This is a genomic window from Natrialbaceae archaeon AArc-T1-2, from assembly GCF_030273315.1.
Taxonomy (GTDB): domain Archaea; phylum Halobacteriota; class Halobacteria; order Halobacteriales; family Natrialbaceae; genus Tc-Br11-E2g1.
This window is the reverse complement of record NZ_CP127174.1, coordinates 2,050,427-2,070,595: the sequence shown is the minus strand read 5'-3', so window position 1 is coordinate 2,070,595 and position 20,169 is coordinate 2,050,427. Positions and strand designations below refer to the sequence as shown.

The 20,169-nt window shown below is 66.1% G+C and carries 18 protein-coding genes; 7 read left to right on the top strand and 11 right to left on the bottom strand.

The genetic code is table 11. From position 1 onward, the window contains the following. Positions 1 to 102 precede the first annotated feature (102 nt). Positions 103 to 1,233 (top strand): cell division protein FtsZ, encoded by a 1,131-nt coding sequence (gene ftsZ, locus QQ977_RS10635; protein ID WP_285925728.1) that lies wholly within the window; start codon positions 103 to 105, stop codon positions 1,231 to 1,233. A gap of 118 nt (positions 1,234 to 1,351) precedes the next feature. On the opposite strand, the gene QQ977_RS10630 is transcribed toward ftsZ, so the two are convergent. After that, positions 1,352 to 1,687, bottom strand: a complete 336-nt coding sequence (locus QQ977_RS10630; RefSeq protein ID WP_285925727.1) for a 2Fe-2S iron-sulfur cluster-binding protein — start codon at positions 1,685 to 1,687, stop codon at positions 1,352 to 1,354. Positions 1,688 to 1,796: 109 nt separating this feature from the next. Here QQ977_RS10630 and QQ977_RS10625 point away from each other — a divergent pair, with 109 nt between their 5' ends. After that, a complete protein-coding gene (locus tag QQ977_RS10625) occupies positions 1,797 to 3,200 on the top strand; it encodes a geranylgeranyl reductase family protein (RefSeq protein ID WP_285925726.1) in 1,404 nt (467 codons plus the stop codon). Positions 3,201 to 3,308: 108 nt separating this feature from the next. On the opposite strand, the gene QQ977_RS10620 is transcribed toward QQ977_RS10625, so the two are convergent. The 10 genes from QQ977_RS10620 to QQ977_RS10575 form a co-directional block, all read right to left on the bottom strand. Then, complete coding sequence (locus tag QQ977_RS10620; protein WP_285925725.1) at positions 3,309 to 5,036, bottom strand: M48 family metallopeptidase; 1,728 nt, start codon at positions 5,034 to 5,036, stop codon at positions 3,309 to 3,311. 214 nt (positions 5,037 to 5,250) lie between these two features. Next, positions 5,251 to 6,522 carry an amidohydrolase gene (locus QQ977_RS10615; protein ID WP_285925724.1) on the bottom strand — a complete coding sequence of 424 codons (1,272 nt, stop codon included), beginning with the start codon at positions 6,520 to 6,522 and terminating at the stop codon, positions 5,251 to 5,253. Between the two features lie 96 nt (positions 6,523 to 6,618). Next, on the bottom strand, positions 6,619 to 7,044 hold the full coding sequence (locus tag QQ977_RS10610) for a universal stress protein (protein ID WP_285925723.1): 426 nt from the start codon (positions 7,042 to 7,044) through the stop codon (positions 6,619 to 6,621). Positions 7,045 to 7,167: 123 nt separating this feature from the next. Continuing rightward, positions 7,168 to 8,607 carry an NAD(P)(+) transhydrogenase (Re/Si-specific) subunit beta gene (locus QQ977_RS10605; protein WP_285925722.1) on the bottom strand — a complete coding sequence of 480 codons (1,440 nt, stop codon included), beginning with the start codon at positions 8,605 to 8,607 and terminating at the stop codon, positions 7,168 to 7,170. Then, positions 8,607 to 8,891, bottom strand: coding sequence for an NAD(P) transhydrogenase subunit alpha (locus tag QQ977_RS10600; protein WP_285925721.1), 285 nt, complete (start codon positions 8,889 to 8,891; stop codon positions 8,607 to 8,609). The genes QQ977_RS10605 and QQ977_RS10600 overlap by 1 nt, the downstream gene beginning before the upstream one ends. An 89-nt stretch (positions 8,892 to 8,980) precedes the next feature. Further along, entirely contained in the window at positions 8,981 to 10,147 is a 1,167-nt protein-coding gene (locus QQ977_RS10595) for a Re/Si-specific NAD(P)(+) transhydrogenase subunit alpha (RefSeq protein WP_285925720.1), read from the bottom strand. A 135-nt stretch (positions 10,148 to 10,282) separates the two neighbouring features. Continuing rightward, the gene (gene menE / locus QQ977_RS10590; protein WP_285925719.1) at positions 10,283 to 11,824 is read right to left on the bottom strand and encodes an o-succinylbenzoate--CoA ligase; all 1,542 of its coding nucleotides are present in this window, start codon (positions 11,822 to 11,824) and stop codon (positions 10,283 to 10,285) included. Between the two features lie 3 nt (positions 11,825 to 11,827). Then, on the bottom strand, positions 11,828 to 12,868 hold the full coding sequence (gene menC / locus QQ977_RS10585; RefSeq protein ID WP_285925718.1) for an o-succinylbenzoate synthase: 1,041 nt from the start codon (positions 12,866 to 12,868) through the stop codon (positions 11,828 to 11,830). Then, on the bottom strand, positions 12,868 to 13,806 hold the full coding sequence (locus tag QQ977_RS10580; RefSeq protein ID WP_285925717.1) for a 1,4-dihydroxy-2-naphthoate polyprenyltransferase: 939 nt from the start codon (positions 13,804 to 13,806) through the stop codon (positions 12,868 to 12,870). Before QQ977_RS10580 ends, menC begins: the two co-directional genes overlap by 1 nt. A gap of 63 nt (positions 13,807 to 13,869) precedes the next feature. Continuing rightward, on the bottom strand, positions 13,870 to 15,339 hold the full coding sequence (locus QQ977_RS10575; RefSeq protein ID WP_285925716.1) for an aldehyde dehydrogenase family protein: 1,470 nt from the start codon (positions 15,337 to 15,339) through the stop codon (positions 13,870 to 13,872). Positions 15,340 to 15,549: 210 nt separating this feature from the next. Between QQ977_RS10575 and dpsA the strand changes: the two genes are divergently transcribed. The 5 genes from dpsA (at position 15,550) to QQ977_RS10550 (ending at position 20,061) form a co-directional block, all read left to right on the top strand. Continuing rightward, on the top strand, positions 15,550 to 16,095 hold the full coding sequence (gene dpsA / locus QQ977_RS10570; RefSeq protein WP_285925714.1) for a DNA starvation/stationary phase protection protein DpsA: 546 nt from the start codon (positions 15,550 to 15,552) through the stop codon (positions 16,093 to 16,095). Positions 16,096 to 16,246: 151 nt separating this feature from the next. After that, positions 16,247 to 17,047 carry an inositol monophosphatase family protein gene (locus QQ977_RS10565; protein WP_285925713.1) on the top strand — a complete coding sequence of 267 codons (801 nt, stop codon included), beginning with the start codon at positions 16,247 to 16,249 and terminating at the stop codon, positions 17,045 to 17,047. 76 nt (positions 17,048 to 17,123) lie between these two features. After that, positions 17,124 to 18,224: a DUF63 family protein gene (locus QQ977_RS10560; RefSeq protein ID WP_285925712.1), complete on the top strand. Its 1,101-nt coding sequence runs from the start codon at positions 17,124 to 17,126 to the stop codon at positions 18,222 to 18,224. 74 nt (positions 18,225 to 18,298) lie between these two features. After that, a complete protein-coding gene (cofD, locus tag QQ977_RS10555) occupies positions 18,299 to 19,288 on the top strand; it encodes a 2-phospho-L-lactate transferase (RefSeq protein WP_285925711.1) in 990 nt (329 codons plus the stop codon). Further along, the gene (locus QQ977_RS10550) at positions 19,285 to 20,061 is read left to right on the top strand and encodes a tRNA-dihydrouridine synthase (RefSeq protein WP_285925710.1); all 777 of its coding nucleotides are present in this window, start codon (positions 19,285 to 19,287) and stop codon (positions 20,059 to 20,061) included. The genes cofD and QQ977_RS10550 overlap by 4 nt, the downstream gene beginning before the upstream one ends. Positions 20,062 to 20,169: the final 108 nt, after the last annotated feature.

The following is a 20,169-nucleotide window of genomic DNA, read 5'->3' as shown; positions in this document are numbered from 1 at the left end:
TGCAGAAATACGTTGATAGGTAATGAAGTTTTACGTCGTCAGACGTCCGTCTGACGTGTAGGGGAAAGGTAATTACGCTCGATCTATTATACCGGTTCAAGAATGGACTCGATTGTCGAAGACGCCATCGACGAGGCCGAAAGCGGGGAGGGATCCGAGATCCCCGGGGAGGCCGACGCCGAGACGGAACACGCGTCGGGCACGATGACCGACGACGAACTGGCCGACGTACTCGACGACCTCCAGACGGACATCACGGTCGTCGGCTGTGGCGGTGCAGGCGGCAACACCGTCAACCGGATGCAAGAGGAGGGCATCCACGGCGCGAAACTCGTCGCCGCGAACACCGACGTCCAACACCTCGTCGAGATCGAAGCGGATACGAAGATCCTGATGGGCGAGGAGAAAACCGGCGGCCGTGGTGCCGGTTCGCTTCCACAGGTCGGTGAAGAGGCTGCCCTCGAGAGCCAGGGAGACATCTACAACGCCGTCGAGGGCTCGGACATGGTCTTCGTCACCGCCGGCCTCGGCGGCGGGACGGGGACCGGTTCGGCACCCGTCGTCGCGAAAGCCGCCCGCGAGGCCGGCGCATTGACGATCTCGATCGTCACGACGCCGTTTACCGCGGAAGGCGAGGTTCGTCGAACCAACGCCGAGGCGGGCCTGGAACGGCTGCGTGACGTCTCCGATACGGTGATCGTCGTCCCGAACGATCGGCTGCTCGACTCGGTCGGCAAACTCCCCGTCAGACAGGCGTTCAAAGTCAGCGACGAGGTGCTCATGCGAAGCGTCAAGGGCATCACCGAACTCATCACGAAACCCGGTCTCGTCAACTTAGACTTCGCTGACGTTCGAACCGTCATGGAGCGTGGCGGCGTCGCCATGATCGGCCTCGGCGAGTCCGACTCCGAAGCGAAAGCCGAAGACTCGGTCAAGACCGCGCTTCGCTCGCCGCTTCTCGACGTCGACATCTCCAGTGCGAGTTCCGCGCTGGTCAACGTCACCGGCGGCTCGGACATGGCCATCGAAGAAGCCGAAGGCGTCGTCGAAGAGATCTACGACCGGATCGACCCCGACGCACGAATCATCTGGGGTACCTCGATCGACGAGGCACTCGAGGGACAGATGCGAACCATGATCGTCGTCACGGGCGTCGAGTCGCCACAGATCTACGGCCGTCCCGACGACGAGCAGGCCAGTCCTCCGGCCGACGACATCGACTTCGTCGACTGAGCTTTCGAGCCACGTCGAGTCCGCTCTCTCACCGTCGAAGCCCTGTTCACCCTCGAACGACTCGAAAACGAGAACGAGACAGCAAACGATCCTCTCCGTCAGTCCGTCGGGTACGGAATCAGTCGTCCGCTGGCGTCGGGTCGCTCGTCGCCTCGGCATCGACGCCGTCTTCGATGCTCGGCGGATACACGCCGCGTTCGAGTTTTAGATCCGATTGCGGGCGGGCCATACAGGTCAACGCGAAGCGTTCGGCCTCCGCTTCCGTGAGTCCGCGAGCGGCTGGTTGGGTGACCTCACCCTCGATAATCTCGGCCGAACAGGCCAGACACATGCCGACGCGACAGGAGTATTCCTGAGTGATTCCTTCCTCGAGACAGCGGCTAAGAATTGTTTCTTTATCCGAGCACGTGATCGTCTCACCGGTGCCGACGAACTCGACGATGTACTCCGTCATAGTCAGTAGTAGGCAAACGCGCAACTTTACTTTTTCTGGACGTTTTGGCCCACGAAAAGCGACAGATTTCAAGACAAACGTTTTCTCGTTCCAACCGACAGAGTAGAGCATGAGTGTTCAAGAGGATACCACCGCCGGTACGGCGGGAACACAGACGTACGACGTCGTGGTCGCCGGTGCCGGCACCGCTGGCTGTTATGCCGCCGCGACGGTCGCCCGCGAGGGCTACGACGTGGTCGTACTCGAGCGAAAGTCAGCCAAAGAGGCGGGCCACATCGCCTGTGGCGACGCGCTGAAAGGAGCCGCCTCCTTTCCCGACGCCATCCCGAAGTCCCAGCTCGAGCCCGCCTTTACGAACACCGGCGTCGACCACGGTCGGTTCGAGATCCCACAGGAGGACACCGTCCTCGAGATTCCGATCCCGGGAGAGCTCGCGGTCATCGATCGCTGGGAGTACGGAAAACGCATCATCGAGGGCGCCGGCGAAGCAGGTGCGGCGTTTCACTACGATACGCTCGTCCAGGACGTCCGCCAGAACGGCGACGGGCGCGTCACGGGCGTCGAGGCGGTCCGGGACGGCGACCCAGTCACTTACGAGGCCGACCTCGTGATCGACGGAGCGGGGTCGCTGTCGGTCCTGCAGGACAACGTCGACGTCTCGGAGTCGACGTTCGATACGAACGTCAACTACTCGCAGTTCTGTTCGGCCTACCGGGAGATCGTCCACGTCGAAGAGCCCGTCGAGTGGGCGGACGCGCTCGTGTTCAAACCGACCGAACGCGCGGCGGGGTATCTCTGGTACTTCCCGCGGACCGAGACCGAGATCAACGCCGGACTCGGCTTCCAGATGACCGAAGAGCCGATGAAACTCGTCGAGGACCTGAAACGCGACCTCCAGAACCGTGAGGAGTTTTCGGACGCGCGCGTCGCCGACAAACTCGGTGCCGCCTTGCCCACTCGACGACCCTACGACTCGGCCGTCCATCCCGGGTTCATGGCCGTCGGCGACGCGGCCGGCCACGTCAATCCCACGACCGGCGGCGGCATCGCGGGCGCCGCCTACGCCGGCAGTTATGCCGGCGAGCAGGCAATCGAAGCCATCGAAGACGGTGACGTCAGCGAGGAGACCCTGTGGCGGTACAACGAGCGCGTGATGGATCATTACGGAGCCCGCTACGCAGCCCTCGACGTCTACAACATCCTCTCGACGGCGGTCGACGTCGACGACCTCATGGGCCTGCTCGCGGCGATGCCGGGCGACAAACTCGCCGAAGCGCTCTACTCGGGCAGTGCAGACATCGGTCTGAAGCTCAAACTCGAGGCCTTGCTCAAGAGTCGTGGCCACTGGGGGACGATCTGGAATCTCTATCAGACGAAACGCCGGGCCGACGACCTCCTCGCTCACTACGAGAACTACCCCTCGAGTCCGACCGAGTTTGCCGCCTGGCAGCGCGAACGCGACGAGTTGATGGAAGACGTCTACGAGACGACCGGCGCGGAGCCGAAGTACTAAAACGAAAGCACTCCTCCTTCCGTTTCGCTCACTCGGACTCGCGGCTCACGCCGCTCGACTGTTCACAGGTCCATGACCGACAGTATAAGGAGACGACGTTCGGAACGACTAGCGATCCGTTCCGCTGGCTGCGCTCCTGAGCCGCTCGAGTCGGCTCACCGTCGCCGGGTGCGTACCGAAGATTCCACGGGCGACGAACCGACGCGTGCGGTCGAAAAAGCGGTGTTCCTCCCACGGCGGCGGGACGATGGCGAACGCGGCGGCCGTATCTCCTTCGCGGAGGTCCGTCGACGGGCGAGACTCGAGGTCGTCATCGAGCGTCTCGAGGGCGCTCGCGAGCGCTGCGGAGTCGCCGGTGATCGCGACCGCGCCGTCGTCGGCGGCGTACTCCCGGCCCCGCGAGACGAGGGCGACGTACCACCGGCTTGCGAGCCGGACCGCCACCGCGAGCGGCTCGACGACCGGGTTGTAGCCGTACCGGCTGCGGGCGAGGTTCGCGACGGCGCCGGATGCGGACAGCGCCGTGAGCACGGCCGCGTCCCGGTTTTTGACGTGGGCGAGTTCGTGAGCGATCACGGCCTCGAGTTCGCGGTCGGAGAGCGCCTCGATCAGCCCCCGGGAGCAGACGAGCGTCGACGCGGCGGGCCGGTAGCCCACCGTCAGTGCGACGGGGGTCTCGTGCTCGAGCACCCTGATATCGGGGGCCGGGAGGTCGGCCTGTCTCGCGAGTCGGGTGGCGGTCGACCGGAGCGAGGCCTGCGTCGGGTCGGGCTCGACCGCCCCGTCGACGACCCACGTCGCCGACTCGTCGGACGCGAGTGTCTCGAGGTCGAATCGGTCCTCGAGGTCGCGGAGGACGGCGGCGTCGCCAGCGAACTCGGCACGGATCGCACCACCGACGTGGACGCCGACGAACGCGACGGCGCTTACGACGGCAAGCGAGCCAGCGACCGTCTCGACGGACGCGAGAGCCCCTGCCCAGTACCCGGTACCGGCCGCGACGAGCACACCGACGGCCGTCGGAACGGCTGGGTGGAGACCGACGGCGCGCTCGAGTCGGCCGCGCAGCCGTCGGACTTCGTCCGTGACGCCGTAGACGTCGTCGGGATCGACGGGCTCCTCCTCGGCGCTTTCGGCAGCGCGGCGCTCGATGGCGTCTCGAATTCGATCGACGTGGCCGGGGGCGAGGGTCGAGCCGACGACGAGCCAGATGAGCGCGGCCACGACGAGCAGGGCGAACCCGGCCCAGTAGGCGACGCTGAGGTAACCGACGACGAAGACGCCGAAGACGAGCCAGTTGCCGCCGGTCGTGCGTTCGTCGTCGACGTCGTCTCTCGAGCGGAGCCACTCGTAGGCAGCCCAGGCGTAACCGACCGTCAGCAGGTAGAAGAATCCGAGCAAGACGAGGAGTGCGAACGCCGCCTCGGGCAGCGCCGACCGCAGGTACGGCAGCGCGGCCAGCGCGAGCAGCAGCGACGAGAACAACAGCACGTACGAGGCGAGTTCCACGGCGCCTTGGGCGAGCGCACCTGCCGGTGCCGAGCGTTCGCGGGCGGTCCGAACGGTCCGCAGCGACAGTTCGATGGCCGCCAGACAGGGGATGGCGACGGCGACGACGAGCGCTGCGGCGAGTGGATCGCCGACGAGTCCGGCGTCGATGCCGGGGAAAAACTCGGGTGACGAGAGCGTCGCTGCGCCGTAGCGAACGCCCGCGTAGACCGGGACGGCGACGAGCAGGAGGGCCGCGCCGACGACGGCGCTCGAGAGGACGAGACCGCAGACGGCAGCGACGATCGTCCGGACGAGGAGGCTGACGCGAGTACGAATCGACGTCACGACGGGACCACCTCGAGCGGGCGCGAACCGGGCGGAAGGAGGGGCGACTGCGGGGGGTGCATGTCGATCGAATGGTTCGTCTCGAGCGTCAAATAGGTCACCCTGGCTTCCAGTAGAACGGAATTCGTCGTCTCAGACGGTCTCCTGGCCGTCGTTACCGGCACGGCCGCGACCGGACCTGCGGTCGCCACGGACGTCGGTACAGCAGCCCGTATCAGGGCCGGTCGCGACCGATCTGCTCGATCGTTCCGGCGAGTACGTCGACGCCGTGATCGATCGTCTCCTCGTCGACGTCGAACGTCGGGGTGTGGTGGCCGCCGGGGTGGTCGGTGCCGACACCGACGTAGCAGGCGAGCCCACCGTTTCGCTGGACCTCCCGCATCAGAAACGTCGCGTCCTCGCTGCCCCCGAGGTCGTCGCGCTCGAGGACGGTCTCGACGCCTGCAGTCTCGGCTGCGACTCCTTCGACGATCCCGGCGAGTGCTGTGTCGCTTTCGGCACTCGGCGCTTCGGCGACGGTCTCGAGGTCGACCTCACAGCCGTGTGCCATGGCAGCGGACCGGAGCGTTCGCCGTGCCTGCTCGTCCATGTACTCTACGAGTTCCGTCGTCTCGCCTCGAACCTCGGCGACGAGACGGACCGCTTCGGCGACGATATTCGCCGCAGTGCCGCCCTCCACGACGCCGACGTTGACCCGGGTCGCGCCCTCTGCGTGGCGCGGGATCGCATAGAGGTTCTGTACTGCCGTCGCGAGCGCCTGGATCGCACTCCGTCCCTCCTCCGGGCGAGCACCGGCGTGGGCCGACTCGCCGGTGAACGTCACTTCGTAGTGACGGACCGCAAGAAAGCCGTCGACCCCCGCGACGACCTCGCCGGTGGGGTGATCGAGGCCGACGTGGACCGCGAGCAGGTAGTCGACGTCGTCGAGGTGGCCGCTTTTCGCCATCGCCTTGCCGCCGCCAACGACCTCCTCGGCGGGCTGGAAGAAGAGCTTGAGCGTCCCCGAAAAGTCGCTCTCGCGAACCGCCTCGAGGACGCCGATCCCGATCGCCGCGTGGGCGTCGTGGCCACAGGCGTGCATCGCGCCCTCGTGTTCGGAGCGAAAGCCCTCCGCGGCGGGGTCGTGGTCGGGGTCGTCGGATTCGGTGATCGGGAGGCCGTCGACGTCCACCCGAAGCCCGACCGTCGGCCCATCTCCACACTCGAGGACGGCGACGGCACCCGTGTATCCACCCTCGAGTCGCTCGAGGACGTCGTCGTCGACGTCCGTCTCACGGGCTCTCTCGTACCACGTCTCGAGGTCGTCGTCGTCGGGGACGGCGAGTCGGTGCTCGCCAGCGATAGCTGCCGGACCGACGAAGACGTCGTCGACGTCGCGTGCCTCGAGTTCGGCGACGATCCGTGCGGTCGTGTAAAACTCCCGCCAGGCGGGTTCCGGTTTTCGATGGAGGTCCCGGCGAAACGAGCGAAGATCGTCCGCGATCATACGTACGCGTCGTCACACGTCCTCAAAGGACTGCCGACTGTGACACTGCCGTCGGGCGGAGTGGCTCGAAAACCGGTGGGCCACGGCGGTTCAGATTCACGTCGGCTTGTGAGGCGTGGCGACGACAGGCCGATCCGCCTGCAACAGCAATGCCTGCGTGACGCTCCCGAAAAGCGCCTGTCCCATCGGTGAGCGCTTCCTGGCGCTTACGACGATGTACTCGGCGTTCCGTTCGTCGCTGTACTCCATGAGCTCCTGTGCCGGATTCCCGAGCAGACCGACCGGCTCGAACGCCTCGACCGCGTCGACGTCCTCGGCAGTTTCCCGGGCGGTCGCTTTCGCTCGCTTTCTGGCCAGGTCACGGTCCCTATCCGGGTTGTACCCCCCCTGAGAAGTCGGGACGCCGGGCGTACCCACGTGGGTAACGTGTAACTCGAGCCCGGCATCCGCCGCAAGCGTCGCAGCTCGTTCCAGCACCGACTGTGCGCGCTCCGATCGGTCGATTCCGGCTACGACTGGCATGTCGGAAGAGAGACAGGCAAGCGGCCTAATTCTTCCGCCGATCGACACGGTGTGAGAACGGACGGTACCGGTGTCATCGACGCCGAAAACGGCGACGCCGGCCCCGCTTCGCAGACCCGGCCGTCAGTGACTCTCTTTGTACTGACTGACGACCTCCTGCATGGTCTCCTGGCCGTCGCCAAAGAGCATAAGACAGTTGTCCTCGGCAAACAGCGGGTTCGGGATCCCGGAGAAACCGGGGCTGAGACTGCGTTTGTTCACGACGACCGTCCCCGCCTCCGCGACGTTGAGCACGGGCATCCCGGCGATCGGACTCGAGTCGTCGGTGTTAGCGAGCGGGTTCACCACGTCGTTCGACCCGATGACGATTACGACGTCGGTCTGGGCGAACGTCGGGTTGATCTCCTCGAGTTCTTTCATCATGTCGTAGGGAACGTCCGCCTCCGCCAGCAACACGTTCATGTGTCCCGGCATTCGGCCAGCAACCGGGTGGATGCCGAACTCGACCTCGACGTCGTCCCCGTCGAGCAGCTCGGCGAGTTCGGCGACGGCGTGTTGGGCCTGGGCGACTGCCATGCCGTATCCCGGCACGATCACGACCCGCCCGGCGGTATCGAGCAGCATCTCGAGTTCCTCGGGAGAGGTCTCGGTGATGTTGCCCTCGTAGATCTCGTCCATCTCTTCGGAGGAAGCCGCCTCCTCACCGAAGCCGCCGAAGAGGACGTTCGCCAGCGATCGGTTCATCGACTCACACATGATCACCGTCAGGATCATACCGGCGGCACCGACGAGCGTTCCGGCGATGATCAGTGCGCTGTTGCCGAGTACGAACCCGGTTCCGGCCGCCGCTAGCCCGGAGTAAGAGTTCAGCAAGGCGATGACGACGGGCATGTCCGCCCCGCCGATCGGGATGACCAGCATGATGCCGAGTACCGCCGCCGCCACAACCAGGATCCAGTAGGATGGGACTGTCGATCCCTGCAGGACGTCGGCGAGCATCTCCGGCTGGACGATCATGTAGATGCCCGCAAACACAGCGACGAGCAAGAGCAACGCCTTGACAGCGTGCTCGCCGGAGTATCGAATCGCCGATCCCGTGATCATACCGTGAAGCTTTCCGGCGGCGACCATACTGCCGGTGAAGGTGACCGCGCCAACGATCCCCGAGGCGGCCGCCGCAATTCCGATGTCGACAGGGATCGCACCGGCGTTCGCCGAGCCGACCTCCAGAACTTCGGCCCCGGCGACGAGGGCGGAGGCGCCACCACCGAACCCGTTGAACAGGCCGACGAGCTGGGGCATCTCGGTCATCTCGACGGTGACCGAGAGGAAGACCCCGACCAGCGTACCGACGACGAGACCGGCGATCAACACCCACGGCTGAATAATCTCGAACCACAACACGGTCGCGGCGACGGCGACGAACATCCCGCCGGCGGACGTGAGGTTGCCACGAACGGCCGTTCGCGGATGGGTCATATCTCGAAGTCCCTGGATAAACAGGACCGCAGCGAAGAGATACGCCGCCGACAGCACCGTATCACCAATGAGCTCGACCATCATCACTCACCCCCTCCGTGGAAGTCCGAAAGCATGAGGTGGCTCACGAGGTAGCCGCCCACGACGTTCACCGTCGCCATGACGACGGCAAGAAAGCCCATCGCCGTCGCGAACGTCGTCGATCCGGCGCCGGCGACGACGACGGCACCCACGAGCGTGATGCCGGTAATCGCGTTGGCACCGGACATCAACGGCGTGTGAAGCGTCGCCGGGATCTTCGTGATGACCGAATACCCCAGAAAGCCCGCCAGCACGAAGAACGTCAGGTAGGTTATGACCTCACTCATCGGACTCACCTGCCGTAGACCGCGCGGTCGAATCGGCTGTACGCTCGGCTACGCTCGCGGCCGTCACGCTATCACTATCACTATCACTATCACTCATCATCGTCATCACCCTCGTCCTCGTCCTCGTCCTGTTCATGTGGGTTTCGAATCGTTCCATCGTAAGTGAGCATCGTGGCGTCCACGATCTCGTCGGTCGTATCGATCGTAATCTCATCGTCGTCGTCGAGCAGATTTTCGAAGAAGTTCGTCACGTTGTTCGCGTAGAGACGGCTCGCGGTCCGAGAAATGGACCCGGGAAGGTTCGTCGGACCGAAGACGGTGACTCCTTCGTAGGTAACGACCTCGTCGGCGACCGTCGGTTCACAGTTGCCACCACCCTCGGCAGCCAGGTCGACGATGACCGAGCCGGATTTCATCCCGTCGATCATCTCGTTGGTGACGAGCTCCGGCGACGGCCGACCGGGGACCGCCGCGGTGGTGATGACGACGTCGGAATCGCCGACGACGTCGATCATCATCTCACGTTGTTTCCGGTAGAATTCCTCGTCCTGTTCGCGGGCGTGGCCTTCTTCGTCGGCAGCGTCGTCGGTCTCTAAGTCGAGTTCGACGAACTCGGCACCGAGACTCTCGACTTCCTCTTTGACCTCCGGACGGATGTCGTAGGCGCGAACGTTCGCACCCAGGCGTTCGGCGGTGGCGATCGCCTGTAGTCCGGCGACGCCAGCCCCAACGACGAAGACGTCTGCGGGACGGACGGTGCCGGCAGCGGTCATCTGCATCGGGAGCAGTTTCGTCAACTCCTCCGCGGCGACCAGGACGGCCTTGTAACCGCCGAGACTCGCCTGAGAGGAGAGTGCGTCCATACTCTGAGCGCGACTGATCCGCGGAATGAGCTCGAGCGCGAACGCAGTGACCTGCTGGTCGGCAAGCGTCGACAGCTCGTCTTCGATGGAATACGGCCCGAGCTGTCCGATGACCAGCTGTTCGTCCCGGTACGGGTCGGATTCGCCGTCCGGTGTGGCACCGAGCCCGCGTACCTGAAAGACGACGTCCGCGAGTTCGAAGACCGTCTCGCGTTCGTCGACGATATCACAGCCTGCATCACGGTACTGGGCGTCGGACCAGCCGGCCTCTTCACCTGCACCGGCGGCAACACGTACGTCGAATCCGTCATCTACCAGCTCCGCAGCAAGCGATGGAATGAGTGCGACTCGTGTCTCGTTTTCGACCGTCTCGTTCGGAACTCCGATAATCATTCTCTCACGCACGATAATAATCGTGACTATACGAAACGGGACACATAACCTTGTCACCTTGTCACAAGTATTGCTCGAAGCGGCAACTACAGCGTTCATGAACGTGCGAGCGTTTGTGCGGATCCGGGAGCGGAGCTAGTCCGTCGTGTCTACCGCGTCGACGCCCTCCGACAGCAGCCGCTCGCGGACGGCGTCGCGGTCGACAGTCCCGGAGGCAGTCCGCGGGAGTGCCTCGGCGAAACCGACCGTTCGAGGGCGTTTGAACCCCGCAATGTTCTCGTCACAGTGGGCGAGTAGCTCCTCGAGTTCGGGCGAGTCGTCTTCGGGGACGACGAGCGCGGCGACGCGTTCGCCCCACTCTTCGTCCGGAAGGCCGACGACGGCAGCCGTCTCGACTGTCGGGTGTGCCCGCAGGGCGTCGACGACCTCGCCGGGATCGACGTTCTCGCCGCCGGTGACGATCCGGTCGCTCACGCGGTTTCTCACCCACAGACGGCCGTCGTCGTCGCGGGAGCCGACGTCGCCGGTGTGCAGGCCGTACTCGTCGAACGCGTCGTCGGTCCGGTCGTCCGCGAGGTAGCCGGGGGTTACCGTCGGTCCCGAGACGACTATCTCGCCCGTCTCGCCGGGACCGACCGGCTCGCTGTCGTCGACGATCGTCACGTCGGTGAACGCGAGCGGCTGGCCGACGGTACCCGGGCTCTCGTCGACGTCTGTGGGCCGTGCCGTCGCGATCTGGGACGCCGTCTCGGTCATCCCATAGGTTGGATAGACCGGCACTCCGGCCGCCCGACAGCGCTCGAGCAACGCCTCGCTCGCGGGAGCGCCGCCGAGTAGCACGAACCGGAGCGTCTCTGGCGGCGACCAGTCGGCCTCGAGCAGTCGTCGCAGCATCGTCGGGACGAGCGAGACGCCCGTGACGTCGTGCTCGTCGATCGCTCCGGCGGTTCCGTCGGGATCGAACGAGCGCTGGATCACGACGGTCGTCCCGTAAAGCGTCGAGCGCAAGACGGGAGCCAGCCCGCCCATGTGATACATCGGAAGACAACAGAGCCAGCGATCGTCGGGGTCGACGCCGAGGCGGAACGCGGAGGCGACCGCGCTCGCGAGGAGGTTGCCGACGGTCAGGCGGACGGCCTTCGGCCGTCCCGACGTTCCCGAGGTGAACATGAGCAGTTGCGTGTCGGTTCGCTCGAGCGAAACCGGATCGGCGGACGCGTCGGCGACCGGCTGCAGGTGATCGACCACGTCGTCGTCCGTCTCGTCGGCCGAGACGACCGGGACGTCGGCGGCCTCGAGTGCGAGCGCTTCGGTGTCACGTTCGCAGACGAGCACGTCGAGGTCGGTTCGGCCGGCCTTAGCGCGCAGTTCGGGGGTCGTCTCGCGGACGTTCAGCGGGACGACGGTGAACCCACGGCGCATGGCGGCGAAAAAGACCGTCGCGAACGCGACACGGGTATCCATCAACACGCCCAGACGGACGTTCCGATCGTCGACGCGATCGCCGCCGCCGACGACTTCCTCGAGTCGGGCGGCGACGCCACCGACGCGGGCGTCGAACTCGCGGAACGTCCACGTCGTGTCGGTGCTGGCGTCGATCACCGCGGTCCGATCGGGCGTCGCTCGAGCGCGGTGGGCCAGCAGGTCTCTCGTCGGCCAGTCGACGGGGACAGCCATCGTTTACTCGTCCCAAACGCCCGAAACGCCAAGACCGTTGCCACCCGGGACGACGACCTCGCCGTCGATCACGGGTGCGGGATCGGGTCCGAGGTCGGTCGCGAGCAGATCGGCGGTCGCGAGCCCGCAGGCCGGAACGTCGGGTAACGACGCCGCGAGGTGTACCGCGCCCGTCCGGGCGACGACGGCGTCGATCGTGGTCGTCACGATCGGGACGACGTCACACTCGAGCGCCCACGCGGCGACCTCGCGGGCGCGATCGGGACCGCCGAGTGCCATCGGCTTGACGACGATGGCGTCCGCGGCGTCGGCCCCGAGGACGGTATCGATGCCACACTCGAGCAGCCCCTCGTCGAGTCCGATCGCCACGCCCGACCCGCGGAGAGTGGCGTGACCCGCGAGATCCTCGGCGGGCAGGGGCTGTTCGAGCAGGGCGACGTCTTCGTCGGCCAGTCCTTCGATCGCGGTCCGGGCTTCGGCCGGGGTCCAGGCACCGTTCGCGTCGACGCGCAGTTCGATCTCGGGGCCGACCGCCTCGCGAACCCGTCGGACGCGCTCGAGATCGGCTGCGACGTCGCGAACGCCGACTTTCAGTTTGATCGTGTCGTATCCGTCGGCGACGGCCTCGCCTGCGGCGTCGGCCGTTTCCGCGGGCGAGCCGTCGCCGATCGTCGCGTTGACCGGGACGTAGTCGACTCGCTCGCATCCGTCGAGCTGTCGGTACAGCGGGGCGAGTTCGCGACGCGCGTGCAGATCCGCGAGCGCGAGCGCGAGGCCGTGTCTCGCCGCGGGCGCGTCCTCACAGGCGGCGAGGAGAGTGTCGGTTGCTCCGTCCTCGCCTGCGATAGAAACGACACGCTCGAGCGCGTCTCGACACGCCTCGTAGGACTCGGTCCAGCCCGGCAGCGGGGTCGCCTCGCCGAGCCCGCTGTCGTCGCCGTCTTCGACGCGGACGAGAAACCCCTCACGGCGGTCGATCCGGCCGTCGGCGGTCTCGAGTGGACTCGCGAGCTCGAGCTCGAACGGTCGGATCGCAATGTCCATCAGACGATCAGTCCTCCAGCGAAGCAAACGGCGTACAACGTCAGGAGCTTTCCGGTGCGCTCGAGGGCGGGGTTGAGCGCCGTGCCGTCGGTCCGAGTCCAGATCGTCCGGGTGACGACGGCGGCGTAGGGAAGCGTCACGAGCGGGAGCAAGACTGCGGGGCCGACGTCGGTGGCAAGCCAGAACCACGGCGGAACGGCGTACGCGAGCGTGAGCATGGTGCTGTACTCGAGGCGACTGAACCGGTAGCCAAAGCGCACGGCGAGGGTGTTCTTGCCGGCCTCGACGTCGGTCTCGCGGTCGCGGACGTTGTTGACCACGAGGATGTTCGTTGCGAGGGCGGCGATCGGAAGGCTCGCGACGAACGCCGCCGTGGTGACCGTCTCCGCCGGAATCGTCGTCGGGAACGGTCCGACTGGGGAAACGGCCGCCGCCTGAACGTAGAACGTCCCCATCACGGCGACGACTCCGAAGAAGACGAACACGAAGAGGTCGCCGAGCCCGTGATAGCCGAGCGGGTAGGGACCGCCGGTGTAGGCCCAGCCACAGAGCACGCTCACCAGTCCGACGACGAGAATCGGAACCCCGCCGACGTAGACGAGATAGGTGCCAGAGAGGATCGCGAGTCCGAAGGTAACGATCGTCGCGAGCTTTACCCGATCGGGGTCGATCAGTCCCGACTGGGTCACCCTCGTAAAGCCCTCGCGGTCGTCCGTGTCCGCGCCTTTTACCGCGTCGTAGTAGTCGTTCGCGAAGTTCGTCCCGATCTGGATCAGCGCCGCGCCGACGAACGCCATCAGCGCGGGCAGCGGGGCGAAGACGCCCTCGTGGACGGCAAGTCCCGTCCCGACGATCACGGGCGCGGCCGCCGCCGGCAGCGTCTGTGGGCGGGCGGCCATCAGCCACGCCTTCGTTCGCGATACCTCGGCAGTCGTCATCGATCGATACTCAGGGACGCGGACGTGTCAACGTTGGCATTCTCGAGGACCCGGTCCCAGCCCTCAGAGCACAATGCTTTTCGTCCGCATCATCGCGTGTATCGAGGCGTCGATTCCCTCGCGGCCGATCCCCGAGTCCTCGTTGCCACCGAAAGGAACGTCCCCGAGGCCGTGGGAGGGCGCACCGTTGATCCGGACTGCGCCAGCGTCGACCCGATCGGCGACCTCGAGCGCGCGATCGTAGTCGCTCGTGAAGACGGCAGCGTCGAGCGCGAGGTCGGTGCCGTTCGCGAGTTCGATTGCTTCCTCGCGGTCGGAGACGGTGGTGACGACCGCGAGCGGGCCGAACTGTTCTTCGTGGATCACGCGGGCGTCGTGGGGGACGTTCGCGAGCAGCGTTGGCTCGACGAACCGCGAGCCGAGTTCGGCCGGGACGCCCTCGGGAGCCCGACGCTCGCCGCCGCGGACGAGTTCGGCACCCTTCTCTACGGCGTCCTCGAGCAGTTCCTCGACGTAGTCGGCCTGTGACTCGCTGATGAGTGGGCCGACGGTCGTCGCCTCGTCGAAGAGGTCGCCCGGCTGCCAGGCGTCGACCTCCCGCTCGAGGCGGGAGACGAGTTCATCGTGAACGTCCTCGTGGGCGAGCACGCGCGAGACGGCCGAACAGCGCTGACCGGCGTACTTGAACGATCCCTTCGCACAGGCGCCAGCGACGTCGTCGAGGTCGGCGTCGTCGAAGACGATCGCGGGTGCGTTGCCCCCTAATTCCATGTGCAGGGTGACCATCCCGCTCTCGCGGGCGACGTGTTTACCCGCTCCGGAGGAACCGGTCATGGCGATGCAGTTGACGCGGTCGTCGCCCGCGAGCACGTCGCCAATCTCGCTCGCGTCGCCCGGAACGAAGTTGACGGCACCCTCGGGAACGCCGTCGACGCCGGCGACGACGTCGGTGAGGATCGCCCCGGAGACGGGCGTTGCACTCGCCGGTTTGAGCACGACGCTGTTGCCGGCGGCGATCGCCGGCGCGACTTGCAGCGCCGTCGTCGCCAGCGGGTAGTTGTACGGCGTGATACACAGCACCGTCCCGATCGGTTCGGGTTTGACGAGCGCCTGCCAGCCCTCGTGGCCGTCGGTCGTCCCCTCGCGAAACTCGCCCGTGCTGACGACGGTGCGGGCCTCTTCTGCCGCCCGCCGGAAACGTTCGGCTGCGGCGTCGACCTCGCCGCGTGCCGACGCGATCGGTTTGCCGGCCTCGCGGACGATCACGTCGGCGAGTTCGTCCTTCCGTTCGGCCAGTCGGTCGGCGATCTCCTCGCACCACCGCGCGCGCTCGACGACGGTCGTCTCGCGCAGCTCGGATGTTACCTCGTGTGCGGCCTGTAACGCGGTGCGTGCGTCCGCCGTACTCGCGGCGTCGACGTCCGCGAACGTGCCGCCCGTCGCGAGGTCGTCGACCGGACGCGTCGAGCCCGTCTCCTGCCACGCTCCGGCGACGTAGATTCGCTCCCGTCGATGAGTGACTTTCGTTGCCATAGTCGAACGGTGGCGAGTGACACTGAAATAATTTACTCAATAGTGAATAATAATCTCTCATCTGCTACTGTCCGGATGGCAAATCTGTCCGCTCGCCGCCGGGGACGTCGCCATCTGGTTGATGGTTCGAAAACATCTATTTTTGGTTCACCAAAAAATGTTATTTCCTGGGAAGGTTTTAAGGGGTTTGCTCGCCTACTCTCGAGTGAGATGAGTACCCAGAAGACCGTCCGTCAGCAGGCAGACACCGTCGAGGAGAACAGCCTCCGGCTCGAACGGGAAAAGGCCGAGCAGATCGTCGACGCGTTGAACACCGAACTCGCGAACGCCTACGTCCTGTACCACCAGCTCAAAAAGCACCACTGGGTCGTCGAAGGTGCGGAGTTCCGTGACCTGCACCTCTTTACGGAGGAAGCCTACGAACACGTCGAGGAAGGCGCAGACGCCATCGCCGAGCGCGCCCAGGCGATCGGTGGCGTCCCCGTCTCGGGAATGCGAAACCTCGAGAACCGCGCGACGGTCGAACACGAAGGCGAAGACGTCTACGACGTCCGGACGATGCTCGAGAACGACCTCGAGATCTACGGCGAGATCATCGAGTCGATGCGCGATTCGATCGACCTCGCCGAGAACCTGGGCGATCCCGCCACCGCACAGATCCTCCGGGAGATCCTCGTCACCCTCGAGGACGACGCCCACCACTTCGATCACTACCTCGAGGACGACACGCTGGTGCTCGAAGAAGCGACGCACTGAAGCAGTTCGGTTGTGCTGACGGGTCGTTTTTTTATCGTCGATGTAACCGTAGCAGGCTCCAGCAGAACGGGCAGCGATACGACACGGCGTCGAATCGACTGCGATCGGAAACCGTAGCCACTTTCCCGGCCCGCGACGGCCCTACGGTATCATGAGTCCTGACCGACGGGCCGACCTCGCCGTCCGAGCCGCCGAAGCCGGCGCGGCGGTCGCGCTCGAGTCGTTCCGGGCCGACCTCGAGGTCGAACGGAAAGACGAAAATGGAGGTGTCGTCACGCAGGCAGACCGCGACGCACAGCGGGCGGTCGTCGAGACGATCCGCGAGGAGTACCCCGAGGAGGCGATCGTTGGCGAGGAAGAAGGCGAGCTGTCTGCAGTCCCCGAGCGAGAGCCGGCCTGGATCGTCGATCCGATCGACGGGACTGACAACTACGTTCGCGGGAGCCGACTCTTCGGAACCGCCGTGGCCGCCGTCGACGACGGCGAACCCGTCGCGTCCGCGGTCGTCTTTCCGGCGCTCTCCGAGGCCTACCGGTTCGGTCCGAACGGCGTCGTCCGCAACGGCGACTCGATCGCGACCAGCGATCGCACCGACCCCGAAACGAGCGCCGTCTGTCCGCTCATCTGGTGGGGCTTCGACCGGCGCGAAGAGTACGCCGCTGCGAACCGAGCCATCGTCGAACGCTTCGGCGACCTGCGACGGCTCGGCTGTGCACAGGCCACCCTCGCCGCGATCGCCGACGGCACCTACGAGGGCGCGATCACCAACGTCGAGACGAACGCCTGGGATACCGTCGCCGGCGTCGCTATGATTCGGGCGGCCGGCGGCACCGTCACCGACCTCGAAGGCGAGCGCTGGCGTCACGACAGCCGCGGACTGGTCGCCTCGAACGGCACACTTCACGAAGACCTCCTCGCGGCGGCCCGCGAGATCGACGGGCACGAGCGGTAAGCGTTCGCTGGTCGGTACGCGCCGTCGTAGCGGGGAAACCGGAAACGGTAAACGACTGTCCCCTCCGTATGAGGGTATGGACGAGTTCATCGACCGCGTCGGGCCCGCACGACTCTGGGCCGCGGTCGTCATCGCCCTCGCGGCTGCGATCTCGCTCGCTGCGGTCCTGTTCCCACAGCGGGTGTACGTCGAGATCATCTGGCAGTACTACTGGGGCCCCGTCGTCGCCGACGCCAACGGCTGGTCGTGTGTCGCCTGGAGCGACGGCGCGGAGACAAACGCCGGCCCGAACTGTGCCGATGCGGGCCCCGACGACGGGCCGACGGCGACGCCGGGATACACCTGGCAATCCTACTCGGGGTACATCCCGACGCTGCTTCTCTTACTGGCCGGCTTTTACTTCGTCATCGAACGCCTCGACGTCGACCGGTACCGGGCCGGCTTCTACGGATTGCTCCCGTGGATGCTGTTCGGCGGCGCGTTGCGGACGGTCGAGGACGCGAACGTCGCGACCGCCGAAAACGGCGAGATGGTGGTCTCGCTGCCGTGGTCGGCGCTGCTGATCAGCCCGTTCATCTACGTCGTCGTCGCCGTACTCGCGCTCGTGGCGCTCGTCGCATCGGTCTGGCTCGAGCGGCGAGACCAGTTACCGGGCTATGAGTACGGGCTGGCCGGATTCGGAACGCTCGCGCTGGTCGCGTCGATCGCGACGCTTTCGTACCTCTGGACGCAGGCCGACACGGTCGGCTTCTTCGGTTCGATCTCGCTTGTCACGCTCGTCGGCGCGACCCTGATCACGGCCGTCACGTGGCTGTTGATCACCACGTTCGTCCCCCAGCTCAACCGAGGCACCGGCTACATGGGAGCCATCGTCATCTGGGCACATGCCGTCGACGGCGTCGCCAACCTGATCGGACTCACCTACGCCGAGGCCTTCGGCTGGCCGGGCACTCTCTCGCCGAAGCACCCGATCAACGCGGCGATCGTCGACTTCTTCGGCAACGCGTGGCCGTTCGTGTTGCTCAAAGTCGTCGCGGCCGTCTTCATCATCTGGGTATTCAACGAGGAGGTCTTCGAGGAGAGCCCCCGGTTTACGATCCTGCTCATGATCACCGTCGTCGCCGTCGGTCTCGGTCCAGGGACGCGGGACATGCTCCGGGCGACATTCGGTGTCTGAGATCCCGGCTCGGTGAACTCGAGCGCGACGGAACGGTCATCAGGGATTAAGTCCCCCCGGAAGTACTGGAACGTATGGTCACGTTTCTCTCCGGAGGCACCGGAACGCCGAAGCTGTTAGACGGTGCCGGAGCTGCGTTCTCACCGGACGAGATTACGGTCATCGCGAACACCGGCGACGACGTCGAACTCGGCGGGCTGTTCGTCTCACCGGACGTCGACACGCTGTTGTTTCAGGCCGGGGGCGTTCTCGACCGGGACCAGTGGTGGGGGATCGACGGAGATACCCACCGAACCCACGACGCGTTACACGACATCGCCGAGGCGGCGACCCTCCCCGACGGCCCGCAGTACCTCCCCGAGGAGTACCAGACCGAGGGCCGCGAGCTCGCCGCCTGGCGGCGTTTTTCCGGCGTCGGCGAGTTCATGACGATCGGCGACCGGGATCGAGCCGTCCACATCACGCGAACGAGCCTCCTCGATCAGGGCAAGAGCTTGAGCGAGGCCACCACCGTCCTCGCCGACGCGTTCGACGTCCCGATCGAGCTGTTACCGATGAGCGACGATCCCGTGACCACGCTCGTCCACACCGCGGACGGACCGATGCACTTCCAGGAGTTCTGGATCGCCCACAGCGGCGAGCCAGCCGTCGAGAGCGTCGAGTTCCGTGGCTCCTCGACGGCCGACCCCGCCCCGGGCGTCCTCGAGGCGCTCGCCGACACCGTCGTCGTCGGCCCCTCGAACCCCGTCACGAGTATCGGACCGATGCTCGCGTTGCCGGGCGTCGCCGACGCGCTCGCGGAGACGACGGTCGTCGCGGTATCGCCGTTCGTCGGCGACGAGCCGTTCTCCGGACCGGTTTCGAACCTGATGGGCGCGGTCGATGCGGAGCCACGAACCGAGGGACTCGCGACCGCCTACCCCTTCGCCGACGCGTTCGTCGTCGACGAGGCCGACGACGCGACGTTCGACCAGCCCGTCGTTCGAACCGACATCTCGATCGACGACCGTAGCGACGCCGAACGCGTCGTTCGGGCCGTCGTGGACGCGATCGATCGGGTATGAGCGACGACGAACTCGCCGACGTCGAGTTCGCGCTAGCGAGTCTGAGCGGCGAGTCCGACGCGGCGTGGGCACGCGCCGGCAGCGACGCCGCCGACGCGGCGTTTCTCGGCGGCATCGCCCTCGAGGAGCGGTCTCGAGAGGCCGCAAGGCGGATGGTCGCCCGCGGACGCGAGGAGTTTCTCCTGCCAGACCCGCTCGCGTTCGTCGACCGACAGCTCGCCGCTCTCGAGAACGCTCCCCTTCTCCCGGGGATAAACGTCCGCAGCGCCACCCGCGAACCGGTTCGAACCGTCGCGAGGATCTGTCGCGACCGGGACGCGCTGGTCGAGATAAACGCCCACTGCCGACAGGACGAGATGTGTGCCGTCGGCTGTGGCGAGACGCTGTTACGCGACGGTCCTCGGCTCTGTGAGTACGTCGAGACGGCGGCGGCGACGGGAGCGACCGTCGGCGCAAAGGTTCGGACGGAGGTACCCGGCGTCGATCTGCCGGAGCTCGCGGTCGATCTCGAGGACGCAGGCGCCGCATTCGTCCACGTCGACGCGATGGACTCAGAGCGCGTGGTCGAAGGCGTCGCCGACGCGACCGATCTGTTCGTGATCGCCAACAACGGCGTTCGCGACGAGGAGACGGTTCGGGAGTACCTCGCCTACGGGGCGGACGCGGTCAGCGTCGGTCGGCCGAGCGACGATCCCGACGAACTCGAGCGCATCCGGACGGCGCTCGAGCGCGTCACGGCTCACGACGAGATCGAGCGGTCGTGCGATGTCTGATACTGATGGTTGCTGTTCCGGTGCAATCGCGAACCGTCTTGTGCTCCCAGCGTACCGGCTTACGGCCCTCGTCACGAGTCTGTCGGATCGCTCGAGAACGATGGCTCG

Excerpts from the sequence above, each read along its gene's own strand:
- dpsA (WP_285925714.1), top strand. The coding sequence starts at position 15,550 with ATGAGTACCCAGAAGACCGTCCGTCAGCAGGCAGACACCGTCGAGGAG.
- QQ977_RS10610 (WP_285925723.1), bottom strand. The coding sequence starts at position 7,044 with ATGCCAGTCGTAGCCGGAATCGACCGATCGGAGCGCGCACAGTCGGTG.
- menC (WP_285925718.1), bottom strand. The coding sequence starts at position 12,868 with ATGGACATTGCGATCCGACCGTTCGAGCTCGAGCTCGCGAGTCCACTC.
- QQ977_RS10600 (WP_285925721.1), bottom strand. The coding sequence starts at position 8,891 with ATGAGTGAGGTCATAACCTACCTGACGTTCTTCGTGCTGGCGGGCTTT.
- QQ977_RS10550 (WP_285925710.1), top strand. The coding sequence starts at position 19,285 with ATGAGCGACGACGAACTCGCCGACGTCGAGTTCGCGCTAGCGAGTCTG.
- QQ977_RS10595 (WP_285925720.1), bottom strand. The coding sequence starts at position 10,147 with ATGATTATCGGAGTTCCGAACGAGACGGTCGAAAACGAGACACGAGTC.
- ftsZ (WP_285925728.1), top strand. The coding sequence starts at position 103 with ATGGACTCGATTGTCGAAGACGCCATCGACGAGGCCGAAAGCGGGGAG.
- cofD (WP_285925711.1), top strand. The coding sequence starts at position 18,299 with ATGGTCACGTTTCTCTCCGGAGGCACCGGAACGCCGAAGCTGTTAGAC.
- QQ977_RS10630 (WP_285925727.1), bottom strand. The coding sequence starts at position 1,687 with ATGACGGAGTACATCGTCGAGTTCGTCGGCACCGGTGAGACGATCACG.
- QQ977_RS10565 (WP_285925713.1), top strand. The coding sequence starts at position 16,247 with ATGAGTCCTGACCGACGGGCCGACCTCGCCGTCCGAGCCGCCGAAGCC.
- QQ977_RS10580 (WP_285925717.1), bottom strand. The coding sequence starts at position 13,806 with ATGACGACTGCCGAGGTATCGCGAACGAAGGCGTGGCTGATGGCCGCC.
- QQ977_RS10625 (WP_285925726.1), top strand. The coding sequence starts at position 1,797 with ATGAGTGTTCAAGAGGATACCACCGCCGGTACGGCGGGAACACAGACG.
- QQ977_RS10575 (WP_285925716.1), bottom strand. The coding sequence starts at position 15,339 with ATGGCAACGAAAGTCACTCATCGACGGGAGCGAATCTACGTCGCCGGA.
- QQ977_RS10560 (WP_285925712.1), top strand. The coding sequence starts at position 17,124 with ATGGACGAGTTCATCGACCGCGTCGGGCCCGCACGACTCTGGGCCGCG.
- menE (WP_285925719.1), bottom strand. The coding sequence starts at position 11,824 with ATGGCTGTCCCCGTCGACTGGCCGACGAGAGACCTGCTGGCCCACCGC.
- QQ977_RS10605 (WP_285925722.1), bottom strand. The coding sequence starts at position 8,607 with ATGATGGTCGAGCTCATTGGTGATACGGTGCTGTCGGCGGCGTATCTC.
- QQ977_RS10615 (WP_285925724.1), bottom strand. The coding sequence starts at position 6,522 with ATGATCGCGGACGATCTTCGCTCGTTTCGCCGGGACCTCCATCGAAAA.